Origin of the sequence: Acinetobacter sp. YT-02 (assembly GCF_002412355.1) — a bacterium.
GTDB lineage: Bacteria > Pseudomonadota > Gammaproteobacteria > Pseudomonadales > Moraxellaceae > Acinetobacter > Acinetobacter towneri.
Window position 1 is genome coordinate 1 of record NZ_NOZT01000022.1, and the last position, 23,851, is coordinate 23,851.

Annotated in this window: 22 protein-coding genes, 4 tRNA genes and 1 riboswitch; of the genes, 5 read left to right on the forward strand and 21 right to left on the reverse strand. The window is 42.2% G+C overall.

Going from position 1 to position 23,851, the window contains the following annotated elements:
- The 19 genes from CF596_RS07765 to CF596_RS07855 form a co-directional block, all read right to left on the reverse strand.
- Positions 1-92 (reverse strand): GTP-binding protein (locus tag CF596_RS07765; RefSeq protein ID WP_017397055.1); only part of this gene is annotated, 92 nt, incomplete at its 3' end.
- Positions 93-240: 148 nt separating this feature from the next.
- Positions 241-315: transfer RNA gene (locus CF596_RS07770), tRNA-Thr, on the reverse strand.
- A gap of 14 nt (positions 316-329) precedes the next feature.
- Positions 330-405, reverse strand: a tRNA-Gly gene (locus tag CF596_RS07775).
- Between the two features lie 36 nt (positions 406-441).
- A tRNA-Tyr gene (locus CF596_RS07780) sits at positions 442-525 on the reverse strand.
- A 55-nt stretch (positions 526-580) separates the two neighbouring features.
- Positions 581-656: transfer RNA gene (locus CF596_RS07785), tRNA-Thr, on the reverse strand.
- Positions 657-754: 98 nt separating this feature from the next.
- Positions 755-2,248 carry an anthranilate synthase component I gene (gene trpE, locus CF596_RS07790; RefSeq protein ID WP_096901896.1) on the reverse strand — a complete coding sequence of 498 codons (1,494 nt, stop codon included), beginning with the start codon at positions 2,246-2,248 and terminating at the stop codon, positions 755-757.
- 160 nt (positions 2,249-2,408) lie between these two features.
- Positions 2,409-3,080, reverse strand: a complete 672-nt coding sequence (locus CF596_RS07795) for a phosphoglycolate phosphatase (protein ID WP_004975764.1) — start codon at positions 3,078-3,080, stop codon at positions 2,409-2,411.
- Positions 3,081-3,141: 61 nt separating this feature from the next.
- The gene (locus tag CF596_RS07800; RefSeq protein ID WP_096901899.1) at positions 3,142-3,792 is read right to left on the reverse strand and encodes an FHA domain-containing protein; all 651 of its coding nucleotides are present in this window, start codon (positions 3,790-3,792) and stop codon (positions 3,142-3,144) included.
- A 69-nt stretch (positions 3,793-3,861) separates the two neighbouring features.
- Entirely contained in the window at positions 3,862-6,117 is a 2,256-nt protein-coding gene (gspD, locus tag CF596_RS07805; RefSeq protein ID WP_096901902.1) for a type II secretion system secretin GspD, read from the reverse strand.
- Between the two features lie 60 nt (positions 6,118-6,177).
- Positions 6,178-7,017 carry a type II secretion system protein N gene (locus tag CF596_RS07810; protein ID WP_004975757.1) on the reverse strand — a complete coding sequence of 280 codons (840 nt, stop codon included), beginning with the start codon at positions 7,015-7,017 and terminating at the stop codon, positions 6,178-6,180.
- Positions 7,017-7,757 carry a type II secretion system protein N gene (gspN, locus tag CF596_RS07815; protein WP_096901906.1) on the reverse strand — a complete coding sequence of 247 codons (741 nt, stop codon included), beginning with the start codon at positions 7,755-7,757 and terminating at the stop codon, positions 7,017-7,019. Before gspN ends, CF596_RS07810 begins: the two co-directional genes overlap by 1 nt.
- Before the next feature lie 162 nt (positions 7,758-7,919).
- Entirely contained in the window at positions 7,920-8,246 is a 327-nt protein-coding gene (locus CF596_RS07820) for an H-NS histone family protein (protein ID WP_004975751.1), read from the reverse strand.
- A gap of 145 nt (positions 8,247-8,391) precedes the next feature.
- On the reverse strand, positions 8,392-8,823 hold the full coding sequence (locus CF596_RS07825; RefSeq protein ID WP_096901909.1) for a thioesterase family protein: 432 nt from the start codon (positions 8,821-8,823) through the stop codon (positions 8,392-8,394).
- 9 nt (positions 8,824-8,832) lie between these two features.
- A complete protein-coding gene (locus CF596_RS07830; protein ID WP_096901913.1) occupies positions 8,833-10,026 on the reverse strand; it encodes a hypothetical protein in 1,194 nt (397 codons plus the stop codon).
- On the reverse strand, positions 10,027-10,863 hold the full coding sequence (locus tag CF596_RS07835) for a hypothetical protein (RefSeq protein WP_096901915.1): 837 nt from the start codon (positions 10,861-10,863) through the stop codon (positions 10,027-10,029).
- The gene (locus CF596_RS07840; protein WP_004975746.1) at positions 10,860-11,639 is read right to left on the reverse strand and encodes a uroporphyrinogen-III synthase; all 780 of its coding nucleotides are present in this window, start codon (positions 11,637-11,639) and stop codon (positions 10,860-10,862) included. Before CF596_RS07840 ends, CF596_RS07835 begins: the two co-directional genes overlap by 4 nt.
- Positions 11,640-11,660: 21 nt before the next feature.
- The gene (gene hemC / locus CF596_RS07845; RefSeq protein ID WP_096901970.1) at positions 11,661-12,581 is read right to left on the reverse strand and encodes a hydroxymethylbilane synthase; all 921 of its coding nucleotides are present in this window, start codon (positions 12,579-12,581) and stop codon (positions 11,661-11,663) included.
- Between the two features lie 122 nt (positions 12,582-12,703).
- A complete protein-coding gene (locus tag CF596_RS07850) occupies positions 12,704-13,444 on the reverse strand; it encodes a LytTR family DNA-binding domain-containing protein (RefSeq protein WP_096901918.1) in 741 nt (246 codons plus the stop codon).
- A 70-nt stretch (positions 13,445-13,514) separates the two neighbouring features.
- The gene (locus CF596_RS07855; RefSeq protein ID WP_096901922.1) at positions 13,515-14,669 is read right to left on the reverse strand and encodes a histidine kinase; all 1,155 of its coding nucleotides are present in this window, start codon (positions 14,667-14,669) and stop codon (positions 13,515-13,517) included.
- Here CF596_RS07855 and argH point away from each other — a divergent pair.
- Both argH and CF596_RS07865 read left to right on the forward strand, forming a co-directional pair.
- Positions 14,660-16,090 carry an argininosuccinate lyase gene (gene argH, locus CF596_RS07860; protein WP_171324909.1) on the forward strand — a complete coding sequence of 477 codons (1,431 nt, stop codon included), beginning with the start codon at positions 14,660-14,662 and terminating at the stop codon, positions 16,088-16,090. The genes CF596_RS07855 and argH overlap by 10 nt on opposite strands.
- A gap of 14 nt (positions 16,091-16,104) precedes the next feature.
- A complete protein-coding gene (locus tag CF596_RS07865) occupies positions 16,105-16,377 on the forward strand; it encodes an oxidative damage protection protein (protein WP_004975738.1) in 273 nt (90 codons plus the stop codon).
- 528 nt (positions 16,378-16,905) lie between these two features.
- Here the strand turns inward: CF596_RS07865 and phoU are convergent.
- Positions 16,906-17,628, reverse strand: coding sequence for a phosphate signaling complex protein PhoU (gene phoU / locus CF596_RS07870; protein ID WP_004975736.1), 723 nt, complete (start codon positions 17,626-17,628; stop codon positions 16,906-16,908).
- 450 nt (positions 17,629-18,078) lie between these two features.
- Positions 18,079-19,416 (reverse strand): TolC family outer membrane protein, encoded by a 1,338-nt coding sequence (locus CF596_RS07875; RefSeq protein WP_096901928.1) that lies wholly within the window; start codon positions 19,414-19,416, stop codon positions 18,079-18,081.
- A gap of 432 nt (positions 19,417-19,848) precedes the next feature.
- Between CF596_RS07875 and CF596_RS07880 the strand changes: the two genes are divergently transcribed.
- The 3 genes from CF596_RS07880 to CF596_RS07890 all read left to right on the forward strand — a co-directional run bounded on the left by CF596_RS07880 (position 19,849) and on the right by CF596_RS07890 (position 23,851).
- Positions 19,849-20,913: a hypothetical protein gene (locus CF596_RS07880; RefSeq protein WP_096901931.1), complete on the forward strand. Its 1,065-nt coding sequence runs from the start codon at positions 19,849-19,851 to the stop codon at positions 20,911-20,913.
- A 99-nt stretch (positions 20,914-21,012) separates the two neighbouring features.
- Positions 21,013-21,160: riboswitch (TPP riboswitch) on the forward strand.
- Between the two features lie 97 nt (positions 21,161-21,257).
- Entirely contained in the window at positions 21,258-23,153 is a 1,896-nt protein-coding gene (gene thiC / locus CF596_RS07885) for a phosphomethylpyrimidine synthase ThiC (RefSeq protein WP_096901934.1), read from the forward strand.
- A gap of 77 nt (positions 23,154-23,230) precedes the next feature.
- Positions 23,231-23,851 (forward strand): NUDIX domain-containing protein, encoded by a 621-nt coding sequence (locus tag CF596_RS07890; protein ID WP_004975729.1) that lies wholly within the window; start codon positions 23,231-23,233, stop codon positions 23,849-23,851.

The window sequence follows — 23,851 nt, forward strand, 5'->3', positions numbered from 1 at the left end:
GCAGCTGTTAAAGTTGTTTTACCATGGTCAACGTGACCGATTGTGCCCACGTTAACGTGTGGCTTATTACGTTCAAACTTAGCCTTAGCCATGTTCATCTTCCTCGTTTACGTCGAACACAATGCTGAGTAAAACTCTGCCCCGACATATCGCCTAAAAAACTAGACACCTAATACTTGAAAAGCAGACTAATAAGCCTGCTTTTTGAAAATCTTGTGCGAATAATCGCTAAACTGTATCTGGAGCTCTTATCGAGATTTGAACTCGAGACCTCTCCCTTACCAAGGGAGTGCTCTACCACTGAGCTATAAGAGCAAAAAATCCTTCGATGGAGCGGGAGACGAGGATCGAACTCGCGACATGCAGCTTGGAAGGCTGCCGCTCTACCAACTGAGCTACTCCCGCATCTATGTTGGTAATTACCACTTCTATCGAAGTTAATGGTGGTGGGAGAAGGATTCGAACCTTCGAAGCTTACGCGGCAGAGTTACAGTCTGCTCCCTTTGACCGCTCGGGAATCCCACCATTTTCACACTTACTCAGTGTTCGTTCTTTACTTAACAACTCAAACTCCCTAAGATGGTGCCGGCACACGGATTCGAACTGTGGACCTACTGATTACAAGTCAGTTGCTCTACCAACTGAGCTATGCCGGCGTTTCTTAGTGTTTCGTACGTTTCGTATCGGAACGGTGTGCAGTTTAGCAAAACTTGAAATCCGTGCAAGTGTTTTTTTCAAAAAAAACGCTAAAAACTCATAAAATCAATCCATTTGATGATAATTCAACCGCTTTGATCACTGCGCGAGCTTTTATTTGGGTTTCATTCCATTCAGATTCAGGATTTGAGTCCGCAACTAGACCTGCGCCTGCCTGCACATAGACCTTATTTTGACGAATAACACAGGTACGAATCGCAATCGACATGTCCATTTCGCCATGCCAGCCTAAATAACCAACAGCACCACCAAAAACACCACGTTTTACAGGCTCAACTTCATCAATAATTTCCATGGCACGAATTTTTGGTGCACCCGAAAGTGTCCCTGCAGGGAAAGTTGCCTGAAAAACATCCAAAGCATCGACATCGTCACGCACTTCACCTTGCACATTGGACACAATATGCATGACATGCGAATAACGCTCGATCACCATTTGATCAGTCACTTGTACTTTACCAATTTTGGCGATACGCCCGACATCATTACGCCCCAAGTCAATCAGCATTAAGTGTTCGGCAATTTCTTTTTCATCCGACAACAAATCTTGCTCAAGTGCCAAATCTTCTTCTTTGGTTTTACCGCGCGGGCGTGTACCTGCTAAAGGACGCACAGTGGCAATACCATTTTCCAAACGCGATAAAATTTCAGGTGATGAGCCGACAATATGAAACGGCTGATCATCGCCCAAAGTTTTGCCTTGTACCAAGAATAAGTACGGCGATGGGTTGAGATGGCGCAAAGCACGATAAACCTGTAACGGCTCACCATCAAAATCTGACACCATGCGATGTCCAGGCACCACTTGCATAACATCGCCTGCACGAATGTATTCTTTGACGGTATCAATGGTCGCCAAGAATTTTTCTTTGCCTGTAAGCGATTCAAAATGTGGTGGCGTATGTTTTTCTGCTTTTAGACTAATCGGGGTTGCTAAAATTTCTTCTAGTGCATCGAGTTGTTGTTGTGCCTTGTCATAAGCATCTGCCTGCGCTGCATCGGCATGCACAATTAAGAACAAGGTATCTTTTAAGTTATCAAACACGATGACTGTTTTAGACAACATCATCCAAATATCAGGCAAACCGACTGGATCTGCTGCAGGCACGTTTTTTAAACGCGGTTCGATATAACGCACTGCATCGTAACCAAAATAACCCACCAAACCACCTGTAAAGCTTGGCAATTCAGGCAAGTCAGCTTGCGTAGGCACTTTAAATTGCGCTTGAAAATCGCGGATATACTGAAACGGCTGTGCACAAGTTTGTTTTTCGATTGAACCGTCAGCATGTTGGATGGTGAGTTCACCCGCATTACAGGAGAAAACTGTAGATTCACCCAAACCAATAATTGAATAACGTGCCCAGTTTTCACCACCTTCTACAGACTCAAACAAATAGGCTTGTTGATGCTGCTTCAAACGTGCAAATACCGACAATGGAGTTTCGGTATCGGCCAAACGCTGGCGATATACAGGAATGAGGTTGTAGCCTGCTGCTTTAAGTTGTTCAAATTGAGCAAGAGTGGTCATGTGAAGCTCTCTATATTTCGATGTAGCAATGTTTTCGATAAGACGAAGTGAAGGACGGTTGTAGATTGACTAGCGTCGCCATCGAAATATGGGCATTACAGCCTGACTCATATTGATATCCTTTATAGCAATTAGCGTAAAATTATTTGATTTTTGAATCTTAAATATTTAACAATTCAGTTAAATTATCCACAATTTGTTGCGGCTGACAATTGGCAATCGGCTCACCATGATTATAGCCGTAGCTGACCACAATACAATCAATCCCCGCTCGACGCGCGGCTTCAACATCATTAGAAGAATCACCAATCATCAAGACTTGAGACTTCTCCACTTGATAATGTTCAACACAATGCAGCAATTGACGCGGGTGTGGTTTACGCTCCTCAAAGCGATCTCCACCAATCACATCAGCAAAATAGTGTTGCATCTCTAATGCTTCAACAATGGCACGAGCAGGTAGTTCAGGTTTATTGGTCACACAAACTAAGGTTTTTTGTTGTGCTTTTGCCCAGTCCAAAAATTCAATAATGCCCGGGAATGGTTGTGTGTCGATACACGGATCGGCATTATAAATTTCTAAGAAGGTGTTCAGTAGCTGTTGTTGCTGTTCAGGATGAACTTCGCCCATTAAGTGCGATAAGACACTATTGCAAAATACCGCAGTTCCCTTCCCCACCCAAGTTCGCACTTGTTCCAGTGTTACCAAAGGCAGTTGCAGTGCATTTAAACTCATGTTCATGGCGCGGTATAAATCTGTCGCAGAATCGACCAAAGTGCCATCTAAATCAAATAAAATGACTTGACGTGTATCAAGCTGAGCAATAGACATTCTTCCCCCTAAATGAACAAAGGCATGCGATCGCATGCCTTGATTGTAAAGCAAAGGCTGCTTATTTAAACAATAGCCAAGCCAAAACTGCCAAAATCACCAAGACAATCAGTGAAATCAAGCCAACAGAAGCATTTTTTTGCTGTTCTTTCTCTTGTTCCACACGAGAAACAGGCTGCTCGACAGACACAGGTGTTGGCTCTGCTGGAACTGCATGAATATCCACGCCTTCTGGAATAGGTGCTGGTTTTGGTACTGCCACGCCTTGCGGCATACCATCACGGTTTAATTGCACAGAACTGTCACGTTGATTCAATTCAGGCATTCCCTGCTCGTTCATTTGCTGTGCAGGTGTTTTTTCTGTTTGTGCTGTGACTTTTTCAGCAGTTTCGACGACATCTGCCGCATGTTCCAATTCAACCGCAGGCGCAAATACTGAAAACTTTAAGCTGGCAAATTGGACGATATCACCTTCTTTAAGTAAGGTTTCATCGGCAATGCGTAAATCATTTACAAAAGTGCCGTTGGAAGAATTTAAATCTTGCACATACAGCGCTTGTTCTTTAAGTAAAAAAGCCGCATGTTTACGTGAAATTTCTGCCGATTGCAGCACCAAATCTGCACTTTGATGACGCCCCACCAACATATCACGGTCGATACTAATTTCTTGGCCAGTAAATTCACCGCTAATTGCTTGTATTTTCCAAGTCATAAATAACTTCTCTCGTGTGATTTGGCGACATCATAACATGCCCTCAACCACAATCTGCGCAGGATACGATTAAGGTGTAGCGCGAATTGTGGTCGTAGTGACTGTATTTTTAGTTTTGCTGACTTCCTGCTGCGGCAAAACTACGTTTTGGCGCTGTACCGCAGGCTCAATCGCAACAGGGGTGCTCACCACCGTTGCTGTGCGGTTTGCAGACACTGCTGATGGTAAGGTTTGATAAGTTCCTGTTTGCGGCGCAACTCGAGATACAGGCAAACGCTGCTGATAAACATCGCTAACATTCTCAGGCAGTTTAGCAAAGCTACCATCGGCATCCATTGCCAACTGAAGGCTATACAATTGGCTATAACGCTGCTGCGAAATACGGCGAATATCCTGACTATCTCCCACAATGGTTGGGTGAATAAAAATCAATAAATTACGTTTTTGATTAGATTGACCATCGGAACGGAATAAACGCCCCAACCCTGGAATAGCACCCAAACCTGGCACAGCCTGACGACTATAAACCGAGTTATCAGAAATTAAGCCACCTAAGACAATGGTTTGTCCGTGCTCGGCCAAAATAGAAGTTTTAATTGCGCGTTTGCTGGTGACTAAATCCTGCGCCTGACCTTTATTGGCTTTGACATCTGACACTTCTTGTTCAACTTCCAAGCGTAGTGTTCCGCCTTCACCAATATGTGGCACGACTTTTAAAGTAACCCCGACATCTTTACGTTCAATAGTGGTATACGGATTTGCCACACCACCATTGGTAGATAATGAACCTGTTACAAAAGGAACGTTTTCACCAACCACAATATAGGCTTCTTCATTGTCCATGGTCACAATAGATGGCGTAGACAATAAATTGGATTTGGTTTTTTCCTTCAAGGCCTGAATCATCGCACCATATAGCTGGCGTGAACCATCACGACCTTCACGATAATCACCCAACACCAATGACGTACCTGCACCAATCGCACTGCCTGCGCCTGCTGCACCACCAGTTAAATAGCCTGCAGCAACATTTTTTAAACTTGCACCAATATTGTCAAAATTAATTAGACCGATACCGCTGCTTAAATCGCCCAATGCCCACTGCACACCCAATTGGTCGGCATCGGTACCTTCCACTTCTATAATCGCAGCTTCAATCAACACTTGTTGACGACGGGTATCTAGTTGCTGAATGGCCGATTCAATTTCACGCATCAACTGCGGATCGGCTTTGACCACCAAAGCATTTTGCGAGCCATCGGCAATAATACTGACACCATTACCATTAAAACTGGTGATGTTGTTTTGATTGTTGCTATTCGAGCTGCCACCCAAATTAATACTTGGGGTGGAAATAGTCGATGAATTACCTGTGTTGTTATTGGTGCTGCTTAAATTACTAGCACTGTTGTTGTTACTGTTGCTATTTGCATTAGACCTGCTGCTCACCGCCTGTCCTGAAACCAGACCTTGCAATATTTCTGCTAAATTCTGTGCACTGGCATATTTCAAGCGAAAAACCTTCAAACCACCCAAACGATCTGCCGCAGGCACATCCATCATTTCAATCATTTGACGAATGCGTTTACGTGTTGCGGTATCGCCTTTGATGATAATACGATTGGTACGGTTGTCCGCCACAATACGCACACGCGAACCTTTAACATCTTTCGCTGCCCCTGTCGAACTCATCGACTCAAGCAAGCCAATGACTTCTTCGGCTTGACTGGATTGCAGGCTAATCGCTTCAATGTCATTTTGCCCCGTACCATCTAGGTTACGAATAATGCTTTCTAACTGATAAATGTTACTGGCACGATCAGACACGATTAGAGCATTGGTGCCCCCGACCGCAGACAAATGCGCAAACTGAGGCATGAGCGGACGTAAAGCAGGAATCAGGTCATTGGCATTGGTATTTTCTAGCCAAATCACTCGCGTTACAATTTGGTCACCACGCGCATTTTGACGACCATCATAGGGAATGCCTGAGCTTTTTACATTGCTGTCAGGTACAAGGCGAATGGTATTGCCTGATGGTATTGCCACCACACCATTCACATTCAATACGCCTAAAAACAGGTCATAGACTTCATTTTTATTCAGGGCTTTGTTGGAAATCACCGTGACATTGCCACGCACACGCGGATCGACTGCAAAGTTCTTGCCCGTAATATCGGCCACTTCATTAATAAATGCAGTTAAGTCCGCATCACGTAAATTAATTTTCCAGGTTTGCGCATGACTTGCAGTACTCACCATTGCAACAAGCGGTGCAGCAGCCAGTAATGCCCAAAATGGACGCTCATAATTCAATAAAGCCATAATCTACTGTGTTTCCTAACCCTAAATATGTCTCTGCATGTAGTTACGATGCCGATCCATTTAAAAATTTTGTTGTATGGTCATCACTTGATCACCACGTTTTATTTCTAATTTCACTTGACCTTCACGACGTGCCTGTTCAAGCAATTGTGCATCGCTTTGTCCTTGCCCGACGTTTTGCCCATTTAAAGACAAAATACGGTCACCTGGCTGTAAACCCAGTTTATTTCTTAAAGCGGCTGGCGTACGTGTAGTCACTTCATAACCATTGCCCGTATTTGCTTCAACACCCATCTCTTTTAAGTATTGTTCGCGATCTTCCTGTATGCGCTGCACTGCCTGTCCAATGGCATTATTCGGTTGTGCGGACTGCGTAGGTGCAGTTACAGGAGCTTGATTACCACTTGGAATTAAAGGTGCGATAGGTTGATTTAAACCATTTTCAATACCTTTAAACAATACTTCACGCGTCGCGCCACTGCTATGACGTAAAATCACCCGATCCCAGTAGACTTCTGCCAATTGGTACTGACTCAAATCAATCACATCACCCACACGGTAACGCTCTGCCACCTCATTCACTTTAATGACCGCAGAAGAAAACTGACTCGGCTGCCCAACCACTACACCTTGCAAAGTCATATTTAATTGATCATCGGCAGTGTTGCTGCGTCCAAGTTCTTGAAACAATGCAAAGGAGGTAATATTCGGGATTTGTGGTTGCTGTGAACCCAACTCCACCCGATCAATTTGCATGACTTGGGGCGGCGCAACAACCCACCAAAATAAACTCGCCAGTTTCCAACACAGATACAAAATCAAAAAAGCTAAAAATACTGGCGCAGCACGATCAAACTGCTTCCAGTGCAAATTCCCTAATCGTTCAGAGAGTGTACGCATTAGAAACCTCCTTTTAATAGAGGTTGGCGAGTGCTGATCACATAGGTATCTAAGCCCGCTTTGCCTTCATAAGAGGCGATATTCATCAATAAGCGTTGCGTGAGTTGCACATCTAGCATCAAGCTTTGATCAAGCGCAATATTCAGCATTTTTTGTTCACGTTGATCGCGAATATCAAATAACAGTTTGCCATTTTCATCGGACAAACTGCCTTTTAACGCAGGGATATTCATACGGTCTTGGCGCTGAGCAAAACGATACAGCAATTCGCCACCCGCCCACTGCAGTTGTCCTTTGGCTTTGGTGAAGCCTTGCTGTTTTTTAAAATTCAAATGAATGTCTTTGAGTTGAATCGCATTACTTGGCCACTGCCAATCCACAATACTTTTTAAGGTTTCTGGCGCAACTTGCCCATCTAAAGATTGCACCAAGACGCTACCAAAACGATAGCCAACAATGCCTTCGAGTTTAGTATTACCACTGTGTACTTCAACATCGGCAGCGACACGTAATAAAACTAAATCTAAAGGACGTGTATTCCAACTTAAAGAGCCACGTAACTGTCCTTTATGCCAATCGGCTTGCCCCTTCCAGATATTGCCACTCACATTATGTAAGGTCTGATTATTTTTATAAAATTTTGAAATTAACCACGCTGCTGGAATTTGTAATAACACAAAAAACAAAAATGCAATGAGGGCGAAAATCCACCACGTGATGTATTTGGGTTTCTTTATCATGCCACCACGACCAACCTTACTAATTTTTCTATGAATGACTTTTTATAACACTCACACATTATGCACACTTTTTCGGCGTCGCCAATTGATACAGATAAAAAAACCAAGCCGTATTGCTTGGTTTTTGAACTCTAAGTCAAATCAATGACAAATTGATGAAGCTTAGATTAGAAAATCTTCAAGTTTTGCGCCTTTTTCTAATTCAGCGACTAACCAGCGTGGTTTTTTACCACGACCAGTCCAAGTATCTGTAGAATTGATTTTGCTACGATAACGTGGCGCTACAGTTTTACGTGGGCTTTTCTTACGCTTGCTTTCGCCAACTTCCAAAATCTGCTCAATGCTTAAACCCAAATTGTCTGCAATCGCTAAAATTTGATTATAGGCATCTTCAATTGCTTGATCTTTTTTCGTGGCAATTAATGCTTCCGCTTCAGCTTGTAAACGCTTTAACTGTTCTACAGACAAATTGCTAATATCAGGCATCATACTTACTCCAAAAACTATGCTTTTTATATTCAGTTATTAAATTAAGCAGATTCATTCTATTTTTATCAAACCGAAGCGTCAATAAAAAATCTACTACTCTACATATAAATAACAGTCGGACATATTATGAACTGATTATTAAGATTTAATCAAGAATATGCTGTACGGTTTTTTCTATTTTATGAATACCCGCGCGTACATTTTCAGGGATTAAGGTTTTTTGCATATTGACGCGATCTACACATACAATCACCGCATCTGCCTCTGCCACCACCATTTGCTGTGCTTCACTGTGGATTAAATAATGCATACGCATGGCACTATTACGCAATTCTTCTACCCGAACGCCAATTTTTAAAATATCAGGATAAACCACAGGACGTATATATTTGCACTGATTTGAGGCAATCACAGTCAAAACATCTTGCTGTAAAATTTTTAAATGGTCTAAATAATATAAACGCGCACTTTCAATATAACGGTAATAGATCACATTATTGACATGCCCAAAAGCATCCATATCTCCCCATGCAACACGCTGCTCAAAAACAATTGGATAATCTGCTAGTGTTAACACAACTCACCCTTAAATTTTAATTTCGACAAAATTAGAATTATTTTCAAAGATTAAATTTAACTGTTTTAATAATTCAGGCTGATCTTTTAAATTAGATTTAACTCTTAAATAACTCATTAATACGTGTTCAGGATATAAATCCAGTAATTGCTCGGCTTCTGAATAACGCGCTGTTGCTGTAAAAATATGCCATTTGGCAAAACTAAATACAGGTAATGCAGGGTATTTCTGTTCCCACAGATTTATTTGCTTTTCAATTTTGGCATAATCAGGTTGTTGTTTTAACAACTGCTGTTGGAACCATAAATAAAACACTTCCTGATTAAACTGTTCACTCAACATCTGTACCGCAAGACGTTCATGTTGTGCGGCCAAATCAGGCAGACGCGACAATAACTTCAACCACAACACCTGAATGGCATAAGACTGACTGAAAATCTGCTCACTTAAATCACTATAACGCTGCTGCAAAGCCTGTAAATTTTCTGCATCAGCCTGCTCAAATTGGGTTAATAACTCAGTCAGCCACTTTTGCTTGGTGTCTGCATCTAAATGCCCGTATTTGGTCGAACGTAAATAATGCCAAGGATATTGCGTGGCAAATTCGCCCCACAAGGCAATTAAACGTTTTTGATAAGCCGTTTTGACTTTAAATAACCACGGCGATAATTCGTGCTGATTCAAAAACTCTAAATGCGTCAAAGCTTGTTCAGGTTGTTGCTGCGCTAAATAAATTTCAATACGCTGTATTTCTGCCAACTCAAACGCCATGGCACTGCTTTGATTTAAGGCAGCCAACGCTTGCGGATATTGCTGTTGGATGGAGTGCATACGTGCTTCCATCACTCCTTTGAGCAAACCTGACTGGGCAAACACCTGTCGAATAAACTGGTGTTGATCTTCTGCAGCATCTAGCAACCAAATGACCGCCAATTGCTCATATGGATGCAGATTTTTAAAGTTAAATACTGTTTCAACCTTACGCTGTTCACGGCTAAAATAGCGCTTTAACAACAACCATAAAATTTGTAGCGAAACACTAATCGACAAGAAAAAGAACAACAACAACCAAATATTGGTTTGCAATTGCCATTCGCGCCAATACACATAAATATAGCCTGAACCATGCCCATAACTCAGTACGCTCAGCAAAGCGACCAGTACAATACTGACCACCACATAGGCGAGTAAAATCTGTTTCATTTATACCGCCCCCAATAAAGCACGTGTTTTTAAACTTGGCGTTGGAACGATATTTAAATTTTTAATTTTTTCTAATTGCTGAACCAATTGCTGTGCTTTCTGATCAGGCAATTGTTGTAATAACTGAATAATGTCATTCACTTCTTGTTGATATTGCACATATTGACCTTGTATAAAGATTTGTCGAGCCAGCAATAGACGCAATTGTGCTTCTTTTAAAATAATCTGGCGCTGCATCAACTGTGTCGCAGGTTGCTTGGCAGATTCAATACTCAGCCATTTTTGCCAAAAATAACGATCATCGACATCGGCAGGGTTCAGCTCAGGTTGTTGAGCTTGCTGTTTTAATTGTTGATCTAATTGCTGCAATAACTGACTTACTTGTTGATATTGCGCATCACGTGTTGTTATAAATTGTTGAATTTGTTTCTGATCTTGCTGAACAACTTGGTGCAAACTTTGTTTCAGAGCAGGAGCTAAAGCATATTCGTTTAACTCACGGTCTAAATGAGCTAGCTTTTCAGTCGCATAGTGAAACTGTTGTTGTTGTAAGGAAAATTCCACCAAGTCCAATTGCTGCGCCACCATATCTACTGGTTGAATCGCATCTTCTTGCTGCACAGCGCTGGATACTGCGGACTGTTCTGGCGCATCTTGGGTATAATTACGGCGCTGCAAAGCCACCAACTGATCATTTAAATTGGCATTGGTTTTTTCTACAAGATGCAAACTTTGACTGAGTTGCTGTTGTTGCGCTGAAATTTGCATCACATCAAAACTTAATTTGACGATCCAGACCAAAGCGATCAACACCACTATCACAACCAGTTTTTTCATAGTTTTCCTTGCATGCGCATCATTTGCTGCAATATTAATTCTGTTTTTAAATGGGTCAACTTGAATACGTTATATTTTGTATGATGCTGCGTTTGATAATCGAGCAAAATTTTCTCTAAACGATCACCCAATACCCAATAATGACCTTTGTTCAGTAGATCGAAATCCCGCTGAATTAAGCTTAGCCAGTTTAACCAACTGGCTTCACTGCTGATCATCATGATAAATTCTGAAGATTGTATTAAACGTGCGCGTACTGCCTGCATTTTTTCAATAGAACTGGCAGGACACTCCCGCCGATACAATACAAAATTATGGATCTGCATCCCCTGATCAAGCAGTGTTTGCATCATAAATTGCCGTCCGCCCTCGCCACGCCAAAAGGCAATGTGTGTGCCGACTTTCAAATTTTGCAAACACGGCAAACTCAGCATCCCTTCGGAAGTTTCAACCTGCGGGACTTCGCTGTAAAGACCATATCCACGTAAAACTTCTGCTGTTTTCTCACCCACAGCCACCCAACGTATATGCTGCAAATCCTGCAATGATATTTGGCTTCGGGCTAAATATTGCATCCCAATATCGACAGCAGTCGGACTAACCACCACAATAATATGCGTGTGAGGCAACTGGGCATATAAATTAGCCAGTTGCTCCGACCACGGCTGTGCAGAAAGCTGCAACAAGGGCAAATCAATGACCTCAATATGCTGTTGTTGCAAAGCCTGAGTTAAGGCCTCTGCACGATCTTGAGGTCGGGTATTAATGAAGAGCATGGGCTTCTGGTGCAATATGAATTATTGATACAGGGCTTTGAGTAATTCGCCCGCACCCTGTGCCAATAAAGCTTTTGCCAATTCTTCACCTAGCATTTCAGCCTGTTCAGGTGCGCCAAATTGCACAGCTTTAAGAATGGTTTGCCCATCGACACTACCAACACGACCTTCAATCTGCAACTGACCATTCTGCAAAGTTGCGTAGCCTGCAATTGGCACCTGACAACCGCCTTCCAAGTAGGCATTAAAAGCACGTTCGGCACGTACACAGACATTGGTTTCGGCATGCATTAACGGCAAAATTAAATCCAACACCGCCTGATCTTGGCTACGACATTCCAGACCCAAAGCCCCTTGCCCAACGGCAGGTAAGCTCACATCAGGCTGAATGGTATGACGAATACGCTCTGCCAAGCCCAAACGCTTTAATCCTGCACTGGCTAAAATAATCGCGTCATACTGACCATCATCTAGCTTAGACAAGCGCGTACCCACATTGCCACGTAAATCAATAATCTCTAAATCTGGACGTGCTTTTAAAATTTGGCATTTACGGCGCAAGCTTGAGGTTCCAACTTTAGCGCCCTGTGGTAAATCTGCAAAACTGGCATAGTGATTCGACACAAAGGCATCGAGTGGGTCTTCACGCTCACAAATGACCGCCAAGCTCAGACCTTCAGGCAATGCCATGGGTACATCTTTCATAGAATGTACGGCTAAATCGGCACGCCCATCCATTAAAGCGGCTTCTAATTCTTTGACAAATAAGCCCTTCCCCCCAATTTTTGCCAATGGGGTATCTAAAATTTTATCGCCCTGTGTGACAAAGGTCACCAACTCAACAGTTAAATCGGCATGCATCGCCTCTAAACGGGCACGAATGTGTTCAGCCTGCCATAACGCAAGCGGGCTTTGTCGAGTTGCAATTTTCAGGGTTTTCATCATAGTGGCTAAGCAAGATAAATAAGTTCATCTAAACTTAACCTGATCCCCTAAAAATGCAAGTCTATTTCTTTGCCGATTTATCAATCTGTTGCGTATTCATCTGCGATGAGGCTGATCAATTAGAGTTTTTGGATGCGTTCTCGCAATAAAGGCAAATGTCGTCGACTAACAGCCAAACGCTCATCTAGCTCGCGGCAACGTACCTGATACTGTCCTGAATTGACCACTTCTAGCCCCTCCAAAAACTGAATCGAGACCAAGGCATTTCGGTGAATCCGAATAAACTGATCACCAAATTCGGTTTCTAAATCTTTCAGCGTTTCATCAATCAAGACACTGCCATTTTTATGACGCACCGTGACATATTTCTGATCGGCTAAAAAATAATAGATATTTTCTATAGGCACCAACTCTACACCACGATAAGTTTTCGCAGCAATTTGGTGACGTTTTATTTTTAATTCGTCCATATTTTCTTTTTGTTTTAAATGACTCATCTGCGCTTGCGTGAGTTTTGTTAAATGATCTAAAACCTGTTGCAATTCCTGTTGCATAATAGGTTTTAACAAATAGCCTTCCGCATTGGACTTAAATGCCTCGAGTGCATGTTCATCGTAGGCGGTACAAAACACAATGGCTGGCATTGGGTCAAGCTCACGCAAATGTTGAGCGCAACTTAAACCATCCATTCCCGGCATTTGAATATCTAATAATATGACATCCGGCTGATGTTCTTCTGCCAGTTCAATCGCCTGTTGCCCATGAGCTGCCGTTGCCACCACATGATGCCCCAATTGAGTGACCAAACGTGATAATCGCTCTCTTGCCAGAGGCTCATCATCACAAATTAGGATGTCCATTTCCCCTCCTTTTCAGTTGAATACTTTATTTTTATCAAGTTAAGAAAAATCAGAACAATCACAAGTTTTTTTATTTATAGCGATATTGCAACACCGTCGTGTACATACCATTCCCCGCATAACTTTGAAAAGCGACACTGCGCCCATAATAAGCCTGTAAACGCTGTTTCACGTTTTGTAGCGCGATACCGTGTCCTTGTCTTAAATTTATTTTATCGCTGACATACGGATTTGTAATGACAATATTGACTTGGTTTTGCAATATTTCGATCAATATACTTATCGTACTCTTTGCTAAAACTTTTTCAACTCCATGAAAAATACTATTTTCTAACAAGGGTTGTAAAGTTAATAAGGGTATTTGTACCTGACTGAGCAGTTGCGGTTGTTCAATTTTCCATTCCACGGTCAGACGCTCGCCTAAACGAATTTGTTCTATGTCTAAATATCGCTGGCAAAGTTCGATCTCATCTTTCAGGCTAACCAGTTTTAATTCTTGCAAACTGGCACGAAATAAACGCGACAAATTGAGCAACATTTGCTCGGCTTTATCGGGATCTATGGCAATGAGACTAATCACATTATTGAGGCTGTTGAATAAAAAATGTGGGTGAATACGCGCCTGCATGGCATGTACCCGCGCTTGTAATTCAATATGCCGTTGCTGAATCGCCTGTTCACGTACATAAATATAACGAATGCAAAATGCGCCCAATAACACGCCATAACTCAAATGCAGTCCAACGCCATGTAACAGATCATCTATACCAAATTGCTGTAGATGAAAGTTTTGCCCAAAATGCAACAAGGTATTTAAACTGAGTGTGGTCAGCAACACGATGCCTTGCAGCAGCAAAAAACTGACCAAAAAAGATAAACTCAAGCCCATGCGTAAAAAACGCGCCTGAAAAAACTCCACCAAGGCCGCAAAACACAACACCACCCAATTAATATAGAGCACGTATTGCAGCACCCGAGCAAAACTTAAGCCATGCCAGCCTTGTGCTTCAGCCAATGCCAAGACCATTGCCAAAGCATTACTGCCAATAAATAATTCAATTAGATATTGCCAACGCCCTATTTTCGTAAAAAAATACAGCTCATGTTGCTCTGCCTGCGTATCAGCATAAGTTTGATTGGCTTGTTCTTCGGCAAGTGAATCTGAATTTGTTATACTCTTATCCAAATCACCGCTTTTTACTTTATTGAGCCGATATGACCACATCTTCTAATTCCTCAAATCCGTCACAAGCCCAAACTTCGGGTATGTGGGGCGGTCGTTTCTCTGAAGCGACTGATGCTTTTGTTGCTGAATTTACAGCATCTGTTCAATTTGACCAACGCTTTTATAAACAAGATATTGCTGGCTCAATTGCGCATGCAACGATGCTTGCCAAAGTAGGCGTACTTACGACTGAAGAGCGTGACAATATTATCCAAGGTTTAAATACCATTCAGGCTGAAATTGAAGCAGGTCAATTTGAATGGCGTATTGACCTTGAAGATGTCCACATGAACATCGAATCGCGCCTTACTCAGCGTATTGGCATTACAGGTAAAAAATTACACACTGGTCGTAGCCGTAACGACCAAGTGGCAACCGATATTCGTTTGTATGTCCGTGACGAAATTGATGCCATTTTAGAATTATTAAAAAAATTACAACACGGCATTTTGAGCTTGGCAGCCAAAAACACGCATACCATTATGCCTGGTTTTACCCATTTGCAAACCGCACAGCCTGTGACTTTTGGTCATCACCTTATGGCATGGTTCGAAATGTTGGTACGTGACTCTGAGCGTTTAATTGACTGCCGTAAGCGTGTTAATCGCATGCCTTTAGGCTCTGCTGCTTTAGCAGGGACTACTTACCCAATTGACCGTGCTTTTACCGCAGAATTGTTGGGCTTTGAAGCTGTATCTGAAAACTCGTTAGATGCTGTATCAGACCGTGATTTCGGGATTGAGTTTAACGCTGCTGCATCTTTAATTATGATGCACTTGTCGCGTATGTCTGAAGAACTGATTTTATGGACATCGGCACAGTTCAAATTTGTGAATATTCCAGACCGTTTCTGCACTGGCTCATCCATTATGCCGCAGAAGAAAAACCCAGACGTACCAGAATTGGTGCGCGGTAAAACAGGTCGTGTTTATGGCGATTTAATGAGTCTGTTGACCCTGATGAAAGGTCAACCGCTTGCCTACAACAAAGACAACCAAGAAGACAAAGAACCTTTGTTTGATGCCATTGATACCGTGCGCGGCTCGCTCATGGCATTTGCCGATATGATTCCTGCTTTAGTACCAAACATTGCAGAAATGCGTGAAGCTGCATTACGTGGTTTCTCTACGGCAACTGACCTTGCAGATTACTTAGTAAAAAATGGCGTGGCATTCCGCGATGCACATGAAATTGTAGGTAAAGCCGTAGCATTGGGCGTACAAGAAGGCAAAGACTTGTCTGAACTTAGCCTAGAACAATTACAGCAATTCTCAGATTTAATTCAAGCTGATGTATTTGAAAAAGCACTGACCCTTGAAGCCTCTGTAAATGCACGTGATCATATTGGCGGTACAGCGCCTGCACAAGTTGCAGCGGCAATTGAACGTGCTCAAACACGTCTTGCTCAACTTTATGCATAATCAGGAAGTGAGAGATGTCTAAACAAGTATTTTGTCGTAAATATCAAACCGACATGGAAGCGATGGATTTCGCTCCTTTTCCGGGTGCCAAAGGTCAAGAATTACTTGAAACGGTATCTAAACAGGCTTGGCAGGAATGGCTCAAACACCAAACTACGCTCATTAATGAAAAGCGTTTAAATGTGTTTGAACCTGAAGCGAAAAAGTTTTTGGAAGAACAACGTGAGAAGTTTCTCAACAATGATGCCAGTTTGGAAGTCGCAGAAGGCTTAAAACCTCAAAACTAATCCAAGTACTGTTTTTTCATTTTGGAAAATTCAAACCTTGTTTATTTTACAATTAAAAGAGTCTTTATGAAGGCTCTTTTTTTATGCCATTTGTGATTATGAGTTGCCGCAACAATGTTTTAAATAAATGAAAATAGATTCAAAAAATTAAGCTAATTTCCTATTTTTATTTTTCGACTGAAGTCATATAACTCATAGTCACAGTAAAGCACTCAAAAATATATTAATTATTGATTTTAAAGACAATAGTTTTAAAAATAATCACACTAAAAATAATGTAATTTAAAAATACATTTGTATATAAAACGCTACATTCCACTACAATAAACCACATGATTCTTGAGTGTGATTTTCCTATACTTATTTTCAAGGAGATAAGCTATTATCTCTCACTATAATAAATATCCCCGATTTCAATCTCAGATTTCCCCCAAAGTCTGAGATTTTTTTTATCCAAAATTTTGGCTGTTTCAAGCCATAAAAAAAGCCCCATCATTAGATGAGGCTGAATATTCAAAAAAGCTGAACTTAGCGTTCCTGTACTTTTTCTTCAATTTCTTTGACACTGGTATGACGTACGTCAAAACCTTTGACCATATAAATCACTTGTTCTGAAATATTTCGTGCGTGGTCACCAATACGCTCTAACGAACGTAACACCCACATCACATTAATCACACGTGAAATATGACGCGGATCTTCAATCATATACGTCATTAGAGTACGTGTTGCAGATTGATATTCACGGTCAATATCGGCATCGGCAAGTAAAACACGCAGTGCTTGATCGACATCTAAACGTGCAAAAGCATCCAGTGCATCGTGAATCATGACACGCACTTGGTTACCAATATGACGTGTTTCCATATAGCCGCGTGGCGAACCACCTTCTTCACATAAGTTTTGGGCAATACGGGCAATTTTTGCAGCTTCATCACCAATACGCTCTAAGTCAGTATTGGCTTTAGACATGGCAATCACCATACGCAAATCAATTGCGGCTGGATGACGACGCGCCAAAATCAACGTTAAGGCTTCATCAATTTCGGTTTCCATGCGATTGACAACATTGTCTTGGAACTGAACTTCTACCGCCAAGGCTGCATCGGTATCCAAGAGTGCGTGAATCGAGTTGGCAACCTGCTGCTCTACCAAACCACCCATGGCCATAAATTTGGTATTTACATCCTGCAAATCTTCATTGAACTGAGAAGAAATATGGTGACTTAACACAGGATTATTCGTACTCAAGGAATACACTCCACAACAAAAGGATAGACTGACGCAATGATTGAATATTAAAGCACAGCAATGATGACGTTTTTATGACATTTTCTCACCAAACTCTCAAGTCTGATCGTTTCTGTCTTTAAACAGCATAAGCCATTCAGATGACAAAATGACTTGGGTCTGTTGACATTTCGTCTATGTTTGCGGCAACGCATATTTTTTAGCTGATATAAGGCATGGGACAGGAAATTTAGTCATTCTAAATGACTGACTCATAAAGCAATAGTAGCAAAAATATGCTCGCCCCCTTGCGCAGCAAACAAAGCAACGCTTTGTTCTTGCTCATGTGGCTAAAACTTTCTCAGATTGCGTTATGAAACTTGGCAATAGTCTCGCTATTCCCTGCGTTTCATGCCTGATCTGCTCAGTTTTAGCCTACAGCGCAAGCCATTTATGAAATGTCAACAGACCCTATATGGCTTTCCGAATCAACCAAGCATTCATTTCCTGCACATCTTGTTCAGTCAATTGCCCAACGGCTGCTTTCAACTGTAACACATGCTTCAAATAGTCATACTGTGCATTGAGATAATCCTGCTTGGCAGAAAAGGCGTTACGCTGTGCCAACAGTACATCCACCATGGTTTTTAAACCTTCCTGATATTGCGCTTTGGATGCTCGTGCCACTAAATCTGCTGAATTCATTGCAGCCTGTCGCGCCTGCAATTTGGCTTGATCAGTTTCGACTTGTAAATATGCCTGTTTCACATCGGTATTGGCTTTACGGATTGCTGCATCTAGCTCGGCTTCAGATTTTTGTACCAAAACCACTGCTTTTTGCACATTTTTATTGACCCGCCCACCGCTAAACACATTCCAGTTCATTTCAATCCCGACCTGGTCGAACTGACCATCGGGCGACATGATACTTTCAGGGCTTTGTTTGGCATAACCATAACTGCCCACAACTTCTACCTGCGGATAACGTGCTGCTTGTTCAACCCGACGTGCATCTTCGGCATATTGTCGCTGCAAACGTGCCTGTTGAATAGCCAAATTTTGAGTTTGTGCCAATTGCGACCATGCCTCTAAACTTTCAGGCACAGGTTTTTGAAATTGAAAGTCATCTCGCAAAACTGCCAAACTTTCTTGATATGGCCCAATCAATTGTGCCAACTGCTCTTGTGCCAAAACCAACTGCACATGTGTTCCAATCCTGTTCGCTCGTGCATTTTGATATTGCGCATTGGCTTCACTGACTTCACTTTTAGCCACCAAACCTTCACGCAGTTTGGCATTCATCATATTGAGCTGTTCCAACAAAGCTTTTTCTTCTTGTAAATATGCTGTTGTTAAAGACTGCTGTCTCAGCACATTAAAATACGCTTCTGATACATTCAAAATATGTTGCTGTTGTTGTAAACGTAAGGTGACTTCACTCAGGCTTAACGAGGTTTTGACTTGTTTCAGGGCTTGCCAAGCATCCCAACGAAATAAAGGCTGACGTGCTGTTAACGCGACTTGACGTGAAGTTGAAGATGAACTGCTTAAAAGCTCTGGCGAGGAACTGGCAATATTGACTCGACTCATTTCCTGACTTTTACGGGTGATATTGCCCGACAGAGTCACAGTTGGCAGTAAATTGCCTTGCGCAAGCCCTAAATTTAATTGATCGGCCTGATATTGTAATTGCTGTGCGCGCCAAGTCGGATCGCTATTTTGAGCACGCTGATAGGCTTGCATTAAATCCAAAGCAAAAGCGCTTGAACTCATCCAACATAAGCATGTCACTAACATCATTTTTTTCATTATTTTTCGATCAACCCACTCTGTAATTTCGTCAATCCTACTGCAATGTATTTTTACACCGCCCATACTAAAGCGAATTTGCATTTTTTTCGTATGATTTTCATTAATTTTGATAATTTTTCATATTATTTCAATTCATTGCAATAATTAAGCAAAGCCATACACGTGCTAACAATCGCTGCATAAAGTGGTACTTACTCACAGGCATGTAACCAAACTCTAGCAGAATACTACAATTTACTCCGTGGCTTTGACTTTACAATGCAAGCTCTCCCCTCGTCCTTCGACCCAAGCTTCTAAAACCGTGTGCCTCACAGCGGATATTTTAAATTTAGAATTTTGGTATGAATGACTCATTTTGAATTTTTGGAATCCATAGTGCCTAAATGAAGGCACTAGATGATGAATGAATACTCATGTTGAATTGCTGTAATGGTTAAATTTCTTCGCGCCAGTAAACTTGCCCTACTGCTTGGCAGTTGTCTGTATTTGCTCGCCTGCCAAAATTCAGATACACCTCCCGTAGCTGAACCACCAAAGGTACAGGCCAGTGCCAGCGAGCCTGTGGATTTGACCCAAATGTGTGAAAATATTCAGCACAATATGCAGCAAATTGACAATACCCGCACCACGTTTGCGCTAGAACAAATTAATCAGGATTTAAAAGTCTGCCTACCCTTGCTGCCTTTGAATGAGCAATTAAATTTGCTCAATCTTTCGACCCAAATGTATCAACGCTTTTTGCATGTAGAACGCAGCGCTGCAGAACAAGCTGCTTTTGATCAACATGCTTTTGATATGGCGCAGCATCCGACCATTCAGCAAAGTCATTTTGAAAACTTTGCCTTGCGTGATCAATATTTATTGAAACATAAGGGACAAGCCTATTTAGAGCTATACGATGCAGGTGAAGCACAGTTGGTTTATCGTCGAAGCCCGCAATACTTAGCCATTATTTTTGCGCCTTACATGCCCGATGCCGAGCAGATTTTTATTGAAAGAATGGCCAATGACAATATGCAGCACAGCCTGCGTGATGGTGGACTCACCCTTGATGCTGCCGATTTGACTGAACGCGCCTTATTTTGGGAAGATTACGTGCAGCGTTATCCTAAAAGTCACTTTATACGGGATGCACGTTATCTAGCCGAAATGTATGCCTTGCTGCTGTTTAAAGGCACAGTCAACAGTCCTGTTTCTCAGGATTATGTCGATGAATACAGTATCCAACCTGCCGTATTATTTGAAATTAAAAAACTGGCAAAGTTGCAAAAATCTCCCTTAGCACAGCAAGCGCGTAAATTCCTTGCCTTTTTACACATGAGCAGTGAACAACGACTCACTGAAATTGCAGCACAGCCCACTGCACGTGAACAGCGTGAATATGGCGATGATGCTTTAGTACATGCACAGTTGCATCAATATTTAAATTTAAAGAACATCTCCATCCATGCAAAACGCGATTGTTTTAGTGATGCCGTTTGTATTACTCGCTAATTATCCAAAGTCGCTTAAAGCTCAAATACTTGTCATTAGGCATCAAAGAATAAAAGCCGCGCGAAGCCTGCTTTTATACCAACAACGTGCTACTATTTATACAGCTTGACGGAGCGCGAGTAATTCCTCGCTGAGATTGTGTCCATTCTTTGTTGTTTGCCCAAAGGTCTGCAACACAGATTTAAACCCAAGTACCGTTGAACCTGATCAGGTTAAAACCTGCGTAGGAATCAAGCCCATCTAAAAACATAGCACCCAAATTGTTCCCTTGTTCAAAACAGATCAGTTTGCCCTTGTTTTTGGTCGTGCTTGATTCGTTGATTTCATTCTTCAGGATCATTGCAATGAACCAATTAACGAATCTATCCCCTGCTGATATTTCTGCTCAACACGAGCAAGATGCCAAAGATTTAACCCGCATTTTACCTGCATCGAAAAAAGTCTATATTCAAGGCTCACGCCCAGACATTCAGGTGCCAATGCGTGAAATTGAACTGACCGACACTCCAACAGGTTTAGGCGGTGAGCACAATCCGCCGCTCATGGTGTATGACACTTCAGGTGTATATACCGATCCAAATGTTGAAATTGATCTGAATAAAGGCTTGCCGAACATCCGCGACAGCTGGATTGAAGAGCGCCAAGACACCGAAAAACTAGAAACCCTTAGCTCGGCATTTGGTCAAGAGCGTTTACGCGATATTCGTACTGCAGAGATCCGTTTTGCCCATATTCAAAAGCCGCGTCGTGCCAAAGCGGGTAAAAACGTCACCCAAATGCACTATGCCAAACAAGGCATCATTACCCCTGAAATGGAATATATCGCCATTCGTGAAAACCAACGCCAACGCGAAGGTGTCGATATGCGTCAGCACCCAGGTCAAAACTTCGGGGCTAAAAATCTGACTGAAATCACGCCAGAATTTGTACGTCAGGAAGTGGCTGAAGGCCGTGCAATTATCCCTGCAAACATTAACCACCCAGAATGTGAACCGATGATTATTGGCCGTAACTTCTTGGTGAAAATCAATGCCAATATTGGTAACTCGGCACTAGGTTCCAGTATTGATGAAGAAGTCGCAAAAATGACTTGGGCAACCCGTTGGGGTGCAGACACCATCATGGACTTATCGACAGGTAAGAACATCCATGAAACCCGTGAATGGATTATCCGTAACTCACCTGTGCCAATTGGTACTGTTCCTATTTATCAAGCCTTAGAAAAAGTAAATGGCATTGCCGAAGACCTGACTTGGGAAATTTTTAAAGACACCCTGATTGAACAAGCAGAGCAAGGGGTGGATTACTTCACCATTCACGCAGGGGTGTTATTGCGTTATGTACCCCTCACAGCTAACCGCTTAACAGGCATTGTGTCACGTGGTGGTTCAATCATGGCACAGTGGTGTTTGGCACACCACGAAGAAAACTTCCTGTACACACATTTTGATGAAATCTGCGAAATCATGAAGGCTTATGACGTATCGTTCAGCTTGGGTGATGGTTTACGTCCAGGGTGTATTCAAGATGCCAACGATGAAGCACAGTTCAGCGAGCTGCGTACTTTGGGCGAATTGACCCACCGTGCTTGGGAACATGATGTGCAAGTGATGATTGAAGGCCCAGGACACGTGCCAATGCACATGGTCAAAGAAAATATGGACTTGCAACTTGAGGTCTGTAAAGAAGCACCATTCTATACACTTGGCCCATTAACCACTGATATTGCTCCAGGCTACGACCACATTACCTCTGCCATTGGTGCAGCGATGATTGGCTGGTACGGTACAGCAATGCTGTGCTATGTGACACCAAAAGAGCATTTGGGCTTACCAAACAAAAAAGACGTCAAAGACGGCATCATCACCTATAAGATTGCAGCCCACGCGGCTGACCTTGCCAAAGGTCACCCAGGTGCACAAGCCCGTGACAATGCGCTGTCTAAAGCACGTTTTGAATTCCGCTGGGAAGATCAGTTCAACCTGAGCCTTGACCCAGACACCGCACGCAGCATGCATGATGAAACCATGCCAAAAGAAGCGCATAAGTCTGCACACTTCTGTTCAATGTGCGGACCAAAGTTCTGCTCCATGAAAATCACCCAAAATGTGAGAGATTATGCACAAAATCAAAATGCTGCGAACAAAACAGAGCAAGTAGATGCAGAGGTAGAATCAGGTCTCAAAGCCATGAAAACCGCTTATCAGGAACATGGTCAAAAATTATACCATAAGCTCTAATTTGTTTAAAAAGCGTTTGTATTCAATCAAATCTCAGTTAGGATGAAATTATGCTTTGCTCATCCTGATGAGAATTTATGAAGATTATTCAACAAGCAACTTATGGACAACACGATGCACAGATTCACCAACGTGAATACCTGTATCGTGGTTTTATTCAGGTTGAAAAAGTCAGCCTGAGCCATCGCTTGTTTAATCAAACTACATATACCCCAGTCCTTCAGCGTGAACTCATTCAACGCCCTGAAGCGGCTGGGGTACTCATTTATGATGCACCACAACAAAAATTTGCCCTGATTGAACAATTCCGTATTGGTGCAATTGATGATTGCGACTCGCCTTGGCAACTCGAAGTGATTGCAGGCGTGCTAGATGGCAATGAATCACCTGAAAGTTGCATTCGTCGTGAAGCTTTGGAAGAATCGGGCTGTGAATTAAAAGAATTACAACATTTATTCAGTTTTTATCCATCTGCGGGTGCATGCGCAGAATTGTTCCACTTATATAGTGCGAGCACCACGTTACCACAGGAAGGTGGCGTGTTTGGTATGCCAGATGAAGGAGAGAATATTCAATTACACATTCTTGATTATCAGGAAATTCCAAACTTGCTGACCAATGGTCGGCTAAAAAACGCACCTGTCATCATGGCATTGCAATGGTTACAACAACAAATTAAAACCGTGAAGGATGTCTAA